11 protein-coding genes and 1 tRNA gene are annotated in these 12,602 nt (G+C 69.1%); 5 read left to right on the top strand and 7 right to left on the bottom strand.

Annotated elements, in window-relative coordinates:
- Positions 1–3 precede the first annotated feature (3 nt).
- On the bottom strand, positions 4–1,017 hold the full coding sequence (locus tag DVW87_RS05970; protein ID WP_114686766.1) for a zinc-binding alcohol dehydrogenase family protein: 1,014 nt from the start codon (positions 1,015–1,017) through the stop codon (positions 4–6).
- A gap of 143 nt (positions 1,018–1,160) precedes the next feature.
- Between DVW87_RS05970 and DVW87_RS05965 the strand changes: the two genes are divergently transcribed.
- Positions 1,161–2,372: a toxic anion resistance protein gene (locus tag DVW87_RS05965; RefSeq protein WP_114686765.1), complete on the top strand. Its 1,212-nt coding sequence runs from the start codon at positions 1,161–1,163 to the stop codon at positions 2,370–2,372.
- Between the two features lie 3 nt (positions 2,373–2,375).
- Entirely contained in the window at positions 2,376–3,080 is a 705-nt protein-coding gene (locus tag DVW87_RS05960; RefSeq protein WP_114686764.1) for a hypothetical protein, read from the top strand.
- A gap of 120 nt (positions 3,081–3,200) precedes the next feature.
- Here the strand turns inward: DVW87_RS05960 and DVW87_RS05955 are convergent, their stop codons facing one another.
- Entirely contained in the window at positions 3,201–3,788 is a 588-nt protein-coding gene (locus tag DVW87_RS05955) for an NADPH-dependent FMN reductase (protein ID WP_114686763.1), read from the bottom strand.
- A gap of 150 nt (positions 3,789–3,938) precedes the next feature.
- Between DVW87_RS05955 and DVW87_RS05950 the strand changes: the two genes are divergently transcribed.
- The 3 genes from DVW87_RS05950 to DVW87_RS05940 all read left to right on the top strand — a co-directional run bounded on the left by DVW87_RS05950 (position 3,939) and on the right by DVW87_RS05940 (position 7,575).
- Positions 3,939–6,053: a transglycosylase domain-containing protein gene (locus DVW87_RS05950; protein WP_114686762.1), complete on the top strand. Its 2,115-nt coding sequence runs from the start codon at positions 3,939–3,941 to the stop codon at positions 6,051–6,053.
- A 13-nt stretch (positions 6,054–6,066) separates the two neighbouring features.
- Positions 6,067–7,077, top strand: a complete 1,011-nt coding sequence (locus DVW87_RS05945) for a threonine aldolase family protein (RefSeq protein WP_114686761.1) — start codon at positions 6,067–6,069, stop codon at positions 7,075–7,077.
- Between the two features lie 117 nt (positions 7,078–7,194).
- Complete coding sequence (locus tag DVW87_RS05940; RefSeq protein ID WP_114686760.1) at positions 7,195–7,575, top strand: endonuclease domain-containing protein; 381 nt, start codon at positions 7,195–7,197, stop codon at positions 7,573–7,575.
- Between the two features lie 111 nt (positions 7,576–7,686).
- Here DVW87_RS05940 and DVW87_RS05935 read toward each other — a convergent pair whose 3' ends face one another.
- The 5 genes from DVW87_RS05935 to DVW87_RS05915 form a co-directional block, all read right to left on the bottom strand.
- The gene (locus tag DVW87_RS05935; protein WP_181814729.1) at positions 7,687–9,849 is read right to left on the bottom strand and encodes a TonB-dependent receptor; all 2,163 of its coding nucleotides are present in this window, start codon (positions 9,847–9,849) and stop codon (positions 7,687–7,689) included.
- Positions 9,850–9,931: 82 nt separating this feature from the next.
- A complete protein-coding gene (locus DVW87_RS05930; protein ID WP_114686759.1) occupies positions 9,932–10,624 on the bottom strand; it encodes a phosphatase PAP2 family protein in 693 nt (230 codons plus the stop codon).
- Between the two features lie 84 nt (positions 10,625–10,708).
- Positions 10,709–10,784, bottom strand: a tRNA-Lys gene (locus DVW87_RS05925).
- 16 nt (positions 10,785–10,800) lie between these two features.
- Positions 10,801–11,277, bottom strand: a complete 477-nt coding sequence (folK, locus tag DVW87_RS05920) for a 2-amino-4-hydroxy-6-hydroxymethyldihydropteridine diphosphokinase (protein ID WP_114686758.1) — start codon at positions 11,275–11,277, stop codon at positions 10,801–10,803.
- 4 nt (positions 11,278–11,281) lie between these two features.
- Positions 11,282–12,586, bottom strand: a complete 1,305-nt coding sequence (locus DVW87_RS05915; protein WP_114686757.1) for an MFS transporter — start codon at positions 12,584–12,586, stop codon at positions 11,282–11,284.
- Positions 12,587–12,602 lie beyond the last annotated feature (16 nt).

Below are 12,602 nucleotides of genomic sequence, written 5' to 3'. Positions count from 1 at the left end.
GGCTCAGAACCCCTCCAGCACGACCTTGCCCCGGGCCTTGCCGGACTCGATCAGGCGATGCGCGCGCAGCAGGTTCTCCGCGCCGATGGTGCCGAAATGCTCCGCTGCCGTCGTGCGGATCGTGCCGGCGTCGACCAGCGCCGCCACCTCGTTCAGGATCTCGCCCTGGCGGGCCATGTCGGCGGTTTCGAACAGCGGCCGGGTGAACATCAGCTCCCAGTGGATCGAGACCGCCTTTTGCTTGAAGGGGATGATGTCGAAGCTCGCCGGGTCGTCGATCAGCGCGAGCCGCCCCTGCGGCGCGATCAGCGCGGCGATGTCCTCCCGGTGGACGTCGCTGTGCGTGGTGGAGAAGACGAACCCGGGCTGGCCGAGGCCGGCCGCCTCGAGCTGCGGCGCCATCGGCTGGCGGTGGTCGAGCACATGGTGTGCGCCGAGCGCCCGGACCCACTCGCGCGTTTCGTCGCGGGAGGCGGTGGCGATCACCGTCAGGTCGGTGCGCGCGCGGGCGAGCTGCACGGTCATGGAAGCGACGCCGCCGGCGCCGCCGATCACCAGCAGGGCGGGAGGGGCGCCGGGAACGGCGCGGCTCACTTCCAGCCGGTCGAACAGCGCCTCCCACGCGGTCACCGACGTGAGCGGAAGCGCGGCGGCATCGGCAAAGCCGAGCGACGCGGGCTTGCTGCCGACGATCCGTTCGTCGACCAGGTGGAACTCGGCATTGGTGCCCGGACGGTTGATGACGCCGGCGTAGAAGACCTCGTCGCCGGGGCAAAAGCCGGTAACCTCCGCGCCGACCTCGACCACCACGCCCGCCGCGTCATAGCCGAGCACGGTCCATTCACCCCCGGTCGGGCGCAGGCCGCCGCGGACCTTGGCATCGACCGGGTTCACCGACACGGCGCGCACCTCGACCAGCAGATCGCGCGGGCCGGGCGCGGGGCGGGGCAGGTCGAGGTCGACCAGCGCCTCAGCGGCATCGACGGGACCGGGGGTGCGAAAGGCAATGGCGCGCATGGGGATCTCCTTGGCGTGGCCGAGCGACAGTTGGGCGACAGATGGGCGTGTTGCGTGCTCCCGCAACCGTCTTATATGAGTGACACACTTGAACGCGGCGGCGAACCGGGTCATCTTCGCCTCCGCACCAGGAAGGGACGCGCATGGCCAGCACTGCCACCGATACTCTCACCGCCGAAAAGGAGCTGGTGCTCACCCCGCCCGATCCCGTGCCGCAGGTCGCGCCGGAAAAGGCGGTCGGGCTCGTGCCGGTGGATGATGCCAAGCGCACGCAGTTGCAGACCAAGGTGGACGAGTTCGTCGCCGATCTTGTCGCACAGGACACGAACTCGCCGGAATTCGGCAAGCGCGTGGATGCGATCGCGGCGATGGGCCAGAAGGAGATCCGCGACGCGGCGGGCCAGTCCAACCGCTTTCTCGACCGGCCGGTGAAGGCGATGGCGCAGGAGGGCGGCGTCGGCGCCGACCTCGCGCAGCTCCGGCGCACGATCGAGGACCTCGATCCGGGCAAGCAGGGCAATCTGCTGGCGCCCAAGAAGCTGTTCGGGGTGATCCCGTTCGGCAACAAGATGCGCAACTATTTCGACGGCTACAAATCGTCGCAGACGCATATCGCGCAGATCCTGAAGTCGCTCAGTTCCGGCAAGGACGAGCTGCTGATGGACAATGCCGCGATCGACACCGAGCGCGCGAACCTGTGGACGGCGATGGGCCGGCTGGAACAGATGATCGTCCTGTCCAAGGCAATGGACGAACGCCTCGAGGACAAGGCCAACGAGCTGGACCATGTCGATCCGGCCAAGGCCAAGGCGATCCGCGAGACGGCCTTGTTCTACGTCCGCCAGCGCACACAGGACCTGCTGACGCAGATGGCGGTGACAGTGCAGGGCTATCTGGCGCTCGATCTGGTCAAGAAGAACAACGTGGAGCTGGTGAAGGGGGTCGACCGCGCCTCCACCACCACGGTGGCGGCGCTGCGCACGGCGGTGACGGTGGCGCAGGCGCTGGTCGGGCAGAAGCTGGTGCTGGACCAGATCACCGCGCTGAACATGACCACGGCCAACATCATCGATTCGACCGGCAAGCTGCTGCGCACGCAGACCGCGCAGATCCACGAGCAGGCCGCGGCCTCCACCATCCCGGTGGAGACGCTGCAGCGCGCGTTCCAGAACATCTACGACACGATGGACGCGATCGACACCTTCAAGCTGAGGGCGCTGGACAGCATGAAGACCACGGTGAACACGCTGTCGGGCGAGGTGGAGAAGTCCAAGGGCTATATCGCCCGGGCGGAAGGCGCGTCGCAGAATGCGGGTGCGCCGGCGACCGACCAGTTCAAGCTGGAAGCGCTGTAGCCGATGGCCGGTCCGTCCGAGGATACGCTGTCGCAGGCAGGGCAGGCGCTGCGCCTCCAGCGCGAGCGACGCGCGGTGCCGGCGCCGGGGGCCCGCAAGGCGGCGGGCAAGCTCGGCAAGCGGCTGGCGAACATCGCGGTGGCCGATGCCGCGATCCTGATCGCCGCCTTGGTGATCGGCTGGATCGTGCCGATCGGCATGGGCGGGTTCCTGCTGATGATCGCCGCGCTGATCGTCGCCACGGTGGCGCTGGCGATCTTCCCGCGCGAGCCGGTGGTGCGGCTCGAGCAACTGCCCGAGGCGCCGCTCAAGCTCTTGCCGCAGCGCACGGCAAGCTGGCTCCACACCCAGCGCCCCGCTTTGCCGCCCGCGGCGCGCAGCCTGGTGGACGGCATCGGCGTGCGGCTGGAAACGCTGTCGCCGCAACTTGCCGGGCTGGACGAGCGCGAGCCCGCGGCTGCGGAGATCCGCAAGCTGGTGGGCGAGCAATTGCCCGAGCTGCTGAAGGGCTATGAGCGCGTTCCCGCCCCCTTGCGCGGGGTGGCGCGCAACGGCCGCACGCCCGACCAGCAACTCGCCGACGGGCTGGCGGTCATCGAGCAGGAGATCGGCGAGATGAGCACGCAGCTGGCCCAGGGCGACCTCGACAACCTCCAGACGCGGCAGCGTTTCCTGGAGATCCGCTACCGCGACGACGGGCAGGGGTGAGATAGCGGTTCCCCGGCGAAGGCCGGGGTCCAGTTCGGCGGCGTACGGGGTGTGCGTTGCGCGCCTTCGCTCCGACCTTGCCAACTGGGCCCCGGCCTTCGCCGGGGAACAGGCCGTACTTCACCCTCGCGACGGCGCCCGGTTTGCCAGGGGCGCGAAGCGGGCGACCTGCTGCCCGACGCGGCGGAGCTGTTCGAGGACCCCGGGCTCGGTGGCCCCGCCGGCATCGTCGAACTGCACTTCCTGCGTGTTGATCGCGGCCGCGAACGGGGTCGGCCACCCGCGCAGCGCATGGACGATCGAGCGCAGCGCCGCGATGGTCGAGCCCGTCGCCTGCCAGCCATAAGCCGTGGCGATCAGGCCGACCGGCATGTCCTGAAGATAGGGCCGCTCGTCGCGCGCGGTTTCCTCCAGCAGGTCCAGCGCGTTCTTCACCACGCCGGAGATCGACCCGTGATAGCCCGGCGAGGCGATGATCACCGCCTGCGCCTCGCGCACGGCATCCACGAACGCGCGCTCGTCCGGCGTGCGGGCGGTCGCGCGCGGGTCGTAAAGGGGCAGGCGGGCCATGGCATCGCCGCCGAACAATTGCGTGCGAAAGCCTTCCTGCGCGGCGGCATCCAGCGCGATCTTCAACGCGCGTTCGGTGGAGGACAATGCACCGATCGTGCCGCCGATACCGACAACAAGGGGCTGGAAGGCGGACATGCAGCCCTCCTAGCGGGGCCGGGCGCCTGCCGCAAATGCTGGCGCGGCCCGCCGGAGCGCGTATAAGCGCCGGGTGCCAGCGACTTGCCGCCGCTGCTCTAGTGAAGTAATACAGCTCCTCGTTTCTCTCGAAGGTTTCGCGGTTCAAGCGTGCGTCCCTATCCCTTCGCCCCACTCGACAATGCCCCGCTGCCGCCGGAAGAACCGGACGAGCTTGCCTGGGATGCGGCCAACGCGCCGTACGACCGGCCGAGCCGCGGCCGGCTCGTGCGCCGCTGGCTGGTGCGCGGGCTGGCGGCGTTCATCGTGCTGTTCGTGGCCGCTGTCGCCTGGCTGACGTTCACCGCGCCCTTGTCCAAGAGCCTCGAGCCGCCGACGCCGCCATCGATCACCCTGCTGGCGGCGGACGGCACGCCGATCGCCCGGCGCGGCGCGATCATCGGGGCGCCGGTCGATTCGACCCGGCTGCCCGCGCATGTGACGGATGCGTTCCTGGCGATCGAGGACCGTCGCTTCCGCAGCCACTGGGGCGTCGATCCGCGCGGCGTGGCGCGGGCGGTGTTCCACAACGTCTCGTCCGACGGCCGCAGCCAGGGCGCGAGCACCATCACGCAGCAGCTGGCGAAGAACGCGTTCCTCGATTCGGACCGCACCTACACGCGCAAGCTGCGCGAAGTGCTGATCGCCTTCTGGCTGGAGGCGTGGCTGAGCAAGGACCAGATCCTCTCGCGCTACCTGTCCAACGTCTATTTCGGCGACAACGTCTATGGCCTGACCGCGGCGGCCAAGCATTATTTCGACCGCACGCCGCAGCGATTGTCCGTGGCGCAGGCGGCCATGCTGGCGGGCCTGGTCAAGGCGCCGTCCAAGCTCGCGCCGACAAGCAACCTCAAGGGCGCGCGCGAACGGCAGAAGCTGGTCGTCGCAGCGATGGTGGATGCCGGTTTCCTGACCAGGGCGGAAGGCGCGGACGTTTCGCCCGCGCGCATCGTGCCGGACAAGACCGAGCAGCTGCCCGACGGCACCTATTTCGCCGACTGGGTCTTGCCGGAAGCGCGAGAGGCGGCCGGCGAGATCGCCAGCGAGTCGACGGTAAAGACCACGCTGGACCGCGATTTGCAGAAGGCGGCGGAGAAATCGGTGAAGCGCGCCGGGCTGAAGGAAGCGCAGATCGCGCTGGTCGCGATGCGGCCGGACGGGCGCGTGGTCGCGATGGTCGGCGGCAAGGATTACGCGCAGAGCCCGTTCAACCGCGCGACCCAGGCGAAGCGTCAGCCGGGCTCGGCGTTCAAGCTGTTCCTGTATCTCGCCGCCATGCAGAAGGGCTACACGCCGGACACCAGGTTCGACGACAATCCGGTGACCATCGCCGACTGGAGCCCGAAGAACGTCGACGGGCGCTATGAAGGCGAGATCACGTTGCGGCATGCGTTCGCCAAGTCCTCCAACGTGGTGGCGGCGCGGCTGATCCAGGACGTCGGCTACAACACCGTGCGGCGCGTGGCCAAGGAGCTCGGCGTGCAGTCCCCGCTGGCGCAGGAGGCGAGCATCGCGCTCGGCACCTCGGGCATGTCGCTGCTGGAGCTGACCAGCGCCTACGCCTCGATCGCGGCGGGCAGCTATCCGGTGCGGCCGCGCGGGGTGGAGCAGGAGCGCGAGCGCGGCTGGCTGCAGTCGATCGCCGGCGGGCAGCGCACCTATCCCAAGCAGGTGCATGACGAGATGCTGGACCTGCTCTCCGCCTCGGCTGAGGAGGGCACGGGGCGGGAGTCCGCGCTGGAGGTGCCGACCTATGGCAAGACCGGCACCACGCAGGACAGCCGCGACGCGCTGTTCGTCGGCTTCGCCAACGGCCTGGTCTGCGGCGTGTGGGTCGGCAATGACGACAACACCCCCAACGAAGGCCTGCACGGCGGCGGCATTCCCGCGCGCGTGTGGCGCGATTTCATGCAGCAGGCATTGGGCGTCGGGGCCAAGCAGGTGCCCGTGGCCGAGCCGGACAACGTGGTCGATCCCGACGCCGACAACGTGGTGGAGGAGCCTGACGCTCCCGATGCGCAAGGCCTCGAAGGCGAGTTCAACGGCTTCGGCATGAACGTGCGCGTCAACCGCGACGGCTCGATCGAGCTCAACCGCGGCGACCGCGAGCGTGCGCAAGCGATCGAGGACGAGAACGGGGACGAAGAGGACGATCGCCGCCGGGATCGTCGCCGGGAGGAGCGCTTCACGCCCGGTCGCGAGTCCATCACCACCGACGAAGACTGAACCGGGAACATCCATGCGCTTCTTCTCCGACAATGCCGCCGCGGTGCATCCCGCGGTGTTCCAGGCACTGCACGCTGCCGACCGGCTCGACACCGCTTATGACGGCGATGCGTGGAGCAAGCGGTTGGACGGGGCGCTGGGCGACCTGTTCGGCACGGAAGTCCGCGCCTTGTGGGTGCCGAGCGGCACCGCGGCGAACTGCCTGGCGCTCGCCGCGCTCTGCCCGCCTTATGGCGGGGTCGTCTGCCACCGCGACGCGCACATCCAGAACGACGAGGCGGGCGCGCCGGAATTCTATACCCACGGGGCCAAGCTGCTGCTGGGCGAGGGCGACGGCGCGAAGCTGACGCCCGACAGCATCCGCGCGGTGGTCGATGCCATCGCCAACGACGTGCACCGGGTGCAGCCGCACGCGGTGTCGATCACCAACGCGACGGAATATGGCCGCGTCTACACGCCCGCCGAGGTGGCGGCGATCGGCGAGCTGGCGAAGGCGCGCGGGCTCGGCTTCCACATGGACGGCGCGCGGTTCGCCAATGCGGTGGCGACCTTGGGCTGCGCGCCGGCGGACCTGACGTGGCGCGCGGGCGTGGACGTGCTGAGCTTCGGCTTCGTCAAGAACGGTGGGATGAACGCCGAGTGCCTCGTGTTCTTCCGGCCCGAACTGGCGGAGGCGACGCTGATCCGGCGCAAGCGGGCGGGGCTGCTCCTGTCCAAGGGCCGCTATCTCGCGGCGCAGGTGCTGGCGATGCTGGAGGACGACCTGTGGATCGAGAATGCGCGGGCGGCGAATGCGGCGGCTACCCTGCTGGCGCGCGCGGCGGGAGATCGGCAGATCCATGCGGTGGAGGCCAACGAGCTGTTCCTGCGCATGACGCCGGCCGAGGCCGCGACGCTGCGGGCGCAGGGCTTCGACTTCTACGATTGGGCGGAAGGCGAGGTGCGGCTCGTCACTTCGTGGGACCAGAGCGAGGCGGACGTGGCACCGCTCGCGGAGGCGATCGCGGGGTTGCAGGGCCGCTGACTTTGCCAAGAGGCTAAGGATGCCCTCGTTCGGTCAATCGAGGGAAGTCACTCGCCTCCCTGAAAGGGAGGGGTCGGGGGTGGGTGACCCACGCCGGATGCTCGGTAGAGGGAGCCGATGCAACGCACGCCGCCGGAACTGACGCGCAATGCGCGGCGTCTGCGACGAGAGGCGACGGCAGAGGAACGCGCCTTGTGGTCGCTTTTGCGGGAGAGCCGACCGCGGTTGACGCGGCAACTCGTCGCCGGCCACTACATCGTCGATCTTGCATGCCGATCGGCGCGCATTGCCGTCGAACTGGATGGCGGACACCACGCCGATCAGGTGACCCGGGACGAACAGCGCACTGCTTACCTGAACGCCGAAGGCTGGACCGTGTTGCGCTTCTGGAACAGCGAGGTGCGGGAGAACGCTCGCGGAGTGGCGGCGTCGATCCTCGAAGCGATCTCGCAAGCGTCCACCGACCCCCAACCCCTCCCTTCCAGGGAGGGGAGCTAAGGTTCGCCGTCCGGTGATCGCAACAGTCTCGTTATCTCCGCTTCGAGCCGGGATTCCGCCTCTGCCCTTGGCGCAGCAGGTAGCGGGACTCCGGCTTGGTTCGGGGTGACGTCAGAGACTGAAGCGCAAGGACGCGCGGAAGTCGCGGCCGGCCAGCGGGGCGAAATCCTTGAGGAAGCTCGCCGCACGCCGCGCGTTCACGTCGAAGATGTTGTTGGCGCTGAGCGTCAGGATGGTGCCGGGGCTGGACGCGAACGGCTTCAGCTGCACGGAGGCGTTGGTCATGGTGTAGGCGGGCGTTTCCGTCTCGAACGCAGCGATGCGTTCCTGGCGGAAGACGTGCTCCACCTCGACGCGGCCGGTGACGAGATCGGACTGCGCCTCCAGGCCGCCGAGCACGCGGCCCGCCGGGATACGCGGCACCGGGCCCTGATCGACGATGCTGGCGCGCACGTAATCGCCCAGCGCATCGGCGTTGATGCGGAAGGCGCCGGCGCGGAACAGGTTCACCGAGCCTTCCGCCTCGAAGCCCCAATAGCGCGCCTTGCGCTGGATCGACTGGAAGCAGGGCAGGTCCACCTCGCGCCCGGACGGAGCGGCCGCCGCTTCGCACACGCTCGAATCCACCTGGTTCTCGGAAATATAGCCGTCGAACCAGTTGTAGAAAGCGGAGGCATCGAAGCTGTAGCCTTGCCCGTGCGCATGCAGCGTCGCCTCCAGGCCCCAGCTCTTTTCCAGCTCGAAGTTCGGGTTGCCGAGTTCATAGGCCTGGGTGCCGGCATGCGCGCCGTTGGCGAACAGCTCCTCCGCGGAAGGCGCGCGCTCCGTGCGCGAGCCGTTCAGGCCGACGCGGATGCTGTCCGACAGCGCGTAGCTGGCCCCCAGCGAGCCGCTGACCGCATCGAACGAGCGGCGGCCGTCGAAGAAGCGCAGGTCGCCACCTTGCGGCGAGGCCGACAGGTCCGAATGTTCGAACCGCAATCCGCCTTCGGCCTTGAAGCTGCCGGTGCTGTATTGCTGCAGCGTGAAGACGCCGACCTGCTCCGTGGAGTTCTTCGGCAGGAATGCCTCCTCCCCCTCCACGTTGAAGTCGCGGCTGAAATACTGGACGCCGCTGGCGCCCTGCCATGGCCCGCGCTGCGCCTGGACCAGCTCCAGCCGGCCTTCGAGGCCCTTGTTGTAGAAGGCGGTGCCGATCTCGCCGGTGTCCTCCAGTTCGTAGTGGCGGTACGTCGCCTGTCCGGCGCGCAGGCGGATCTGGTCGAAGAAGCCGCCGCCGGTGTTCACCTCGGCGCGCAGGTCGACGCGGTCCTGCGCGATGTCGAGCCGCGGCGCTTCCTGCTCCTGGCCGACGTCGGTGGCGTAGCGGACGGGCACGCCGTAGAGGCTGTCATAATGGCTGTAGCTGACGCCCAGCGAGCTGCCATTGTCGGTGATGATCGAAGCGCCGACGCCGGCCGTCCAGGTTTCCGCGGCGGTGTTGGGCAAACGGTTCCTGATGCGGGCGGAGGCGGCGAAGTCGATCGGCTCCTCGCCGTCCTCCACTTCCTGCGGCTGGCCGGCGGCGGCGAGCGCCTGGCTGCGGCGGAACGGCGTCAACGCATAGCCGCCGATGCGCAGGTCGTCCGCCTTCAGGTAGGAGCCGTCGGCGTGCAGCACGAACTGCTTGCCGATCGCCACGTCGCCCGCGCCGCCGATCGAGCGCTCGTCCGCGGCCGAGCCATAGCCGGCGATGCCGCTCACCCGGTAGCCGTTCTCCGGCACCGAGCGCGGGATGCGGCGGTCGATCACGTTGACCACGCCGCCGATCGCCGAGGAACCGAAGAGGAGCGCGGACGGCCCGCGCAGCACCTCCACCCGCTCGGCGAGCAGCGGGTCGATCACCACCGCATGGTCCACCGAGGTGTTGGACACGTCGATCGCGCCGATGCCGTCGGTCAGCACGCGGATGCGGTCGCCCTGGAAGCCGCGCAGCACGGGCCGCGAGGCGCTGGGGCCGAAGGAGGTGGCGGACACGCCGGGCTGGCGCGCCAGCGTCTCGCCGATGGTCGGCCGCAACTCGCGCGCCAGTTCCTCGCCATGGATCACGGAGGTGCCGGCGAGCACGTCCGTCTCGCTCTGGCGGATCGGCGCGGTGACGATCACGTCGCCCGACTGGTCACGGGTGGAAACGTGCTGGCCGCCGCCGCCGGCTCCCTCCGGCGCGGCTTGCGCCTGGGCGAGGGCGGGCGCGGCGACAAGGATGGAGGTGACGAGCAGCGCAGGCTTCAGCATGGGCGGGGGACTCCGGGAAATGATGCTGCGCTGCGCTATACGTTATGTTACACTGTAACAAGATGTTTGTTACAAAGTCTCCTCAGTGGCGGAGCGCCGCCCGCGCCCGCGCGCCCGCAAGCCACCAGGCGAGCGCCCAGATCGTGCCGAAGCTCCAGCCGGCCATCACGTCGCTCGTCCAGTGCACGCCCAGATAGATGCGGCTGATCCCGATCAGGCCGACCAGCAGCACGGCCAGGACGAAGATATAGGCGCGCACATGACGGCCGGGTGTCGTCTGCGTCAGGAGGGCGGCGACCGTCAGGTAGATGATCGCGCTGTTCGTTGCATGGCCGCTGGGAAAGCTCATGCCGCTTGCCTCGGTAAGGCGGTCGATCAGGTCCGGCCGGGCGCGCGCGACATGGCCTTTCACCAGCGTGACGATCCACGATCCGCTGATCGTGCCGGCTGCCACCAGCGCTGCGGTGAGCCACAGCCGCTCGGCCAGCAGCAGCCCGACCGCGGCGAGAACCACCAGCGTCAGCACGGTGGAGCTGCCGAGGGCGGTGATGTCGAGCATGGCCCAGTGCAGCCATTCCGGGCCGATCGGATGGGCGCCCGGTCCCGGCAGGCGCAGCGCGGCGAGGACGCGGCGGTCGAAGCTGAACGCGGATTGCCCCGCCAGCGCGCCGATCCCGAGCACCAGGCCCAGTCCAGCCGCCGCGACGCCGGCGGCAAGCAGCGGGCCTGGCGCACGCGAGGAGGCGGGTTCGGCGGCGGGCAGTTCGGGATGCATGACCGATCCTACCGCGCGCCCGGCCCGCGGCAAGGCCTTCGCGTGGCGGTCGGCCGCAGTCCGGCGGATCCGTCAGGAAGAGAGTGGTGAGCCCGCCGGGGCTCGAACCCGGGACCTACAGATTAAAAGTCCGTTGCTCTACCAACTGAGCTACGGGCTCGCCCAAGCGCCGCCGATTAGGCGCGTGCCGGACGCCGGTCAACCGCGCGGAGCCGATGCGCCAGCTGGCGCACGGTCCGGCCGGTCAGCGGATCGCGCCAGTGCGGGGCGATGTGCAGCAGCGGCTCCAGCACGAAACCACGCTCGCGAAAGGCCGGATGCGGCACGCACAGGCCCGGTGCGGCAAAGGCTCCCCCGGACCAGAACACGATATCCAGATCGATCACCCGTGCGCCCCACCGCCGTCCGGCACGCCGGCCGAAATCGCGCTCGATCCGCTTCAGCCGGGCGAGCAAAGCGGGGGGCTCCTCGTCCGTGTCGATCAGCGCCGCGGTGTTGACGAAGCGGCGCGTCGACGGGCCGAGCGGCGCCGACGGCAGCAGGGGAGCGACGGCCACGGGCCGGAGCGCGGCAAGGGCGGCCCGCACCTCCGCCTGCGGGCCGCCATGCCGCCCGCGGCGGTTGCTGCCGATCGCGACTGCGTACAGGGCCATGCGGCTAGACGGTCACTCGCGCCAATCGCGGCGAAAGCGCCTGCAGCAGCAGAAACGCCAGCAGGTATGCCCCGCCCGCCACCGCGAAGATCAGCGAATAGCTGCCGGTCGTCTCCAGCACCTGGCCGACGAACTTGGCCATCAGCATGCCGCCGATCGCGCCCACCGTGCCGCCGATGCCGATCACGGAGCCGACCGCCCCGCGCGGGAACAGGTCGGACGGGATCGTGTAGAGATTGGCGGAGAACGCCTGGTGCGCCGCCGTCGCCAGTCCCACCACCGCCACCGCCAGCCACAGGCTGGAGATATATTGCGCGGTCACGATCGGCATCGCCAGCAGCGCGCAGGCGAACAGCACCGTCTTGCGCGCGGCGTTCGCCGACCAGCCGCGCTTCATCAGCCGCGACGAGGCCCAGCCGCCGGCGATGCTGCCGACGTCCGAGATCACGTAGATGGCGACGAGCGGCGGCCCGAAATTCTTGAGATCGAGGCCATAGGTCTTGCCCAGGAAGTCGGGCGTCCAGAACAGGAACAGCCACCAGACCGGATCGATGAGGAAGCGGCTGAAGGCATAGCCCCAGGTTTCCTTGCAGCGCATGATCCGTCCCAGGCCGACCTTGCCGACGGGATCGGCGGGATCGCTCTCGATATAGGCGAGTTCCGCGGCGGAAACCTTGGTCGATTCGCGCGGGCGCCGGTACAGCGCGATCCAGGCGACCAGCCAGACGAGGCTCGCCGCGCCGGTGACGACGAACGTCATGCGCCAGCCATAGGCGATGGTCAGCGCCGGGACGACCAGAGGGGTGATGATCGCGCCGACATTCGAGCCGGCGTTGAACACGCCGGTGGCGAACGCGCGCTCCCTGGCGGGAAACCACTCGGTCACCGACTTGATGCCGCTGGGGAAATTGCCGCTTTCGCCGATGCCCAGGATGAAGCGGGCGACCGAGAACTGGAACGCGCTGTTCACGAATCCGCACAAGGTATGGCCGAGGGTCCATACGACGAACGCGATCGAATAGCCGATCCGGGCGCCCACCGCGTCCACCAGCCGGCCGAAGGTGAGATAACCCAGCGCATAGGCGCACTGGAACCAGAAGACGATGTCGGCATAGGTCGTTTCCGACCAGCCGAGCTCCTTGGAGATCGTGGGCTTCAGCACCCCGATCATCTGCCGGTCGACATAGTTGATCGCGGTGGCCGCGAACAGCAGCGAGCAGATCATCCACCGGTATCGCCCCACCGCGGATACCGCGGGCGCGGCCACCGGTTCGGCGGCGATCGCGTCTTTCAGATCCTGCGTGGCCATGCGCTTGCCTCTTCCT

This window comes from Sphingomonas aracearum (genome assembly GCF_003345355.1).
Lineage (GTDB): Bacteria > Pseudomonadota > Alphaproteobacteria > Sphingomonadales > Sphingomonadaceae > Sphingomonas > Sphingomonas aracearum.
The sequence above is the reverse complement of the archived record's forward strand: the minus strand, read 5'-3'. Positions and strand labels throughout refer to the sequence as shown.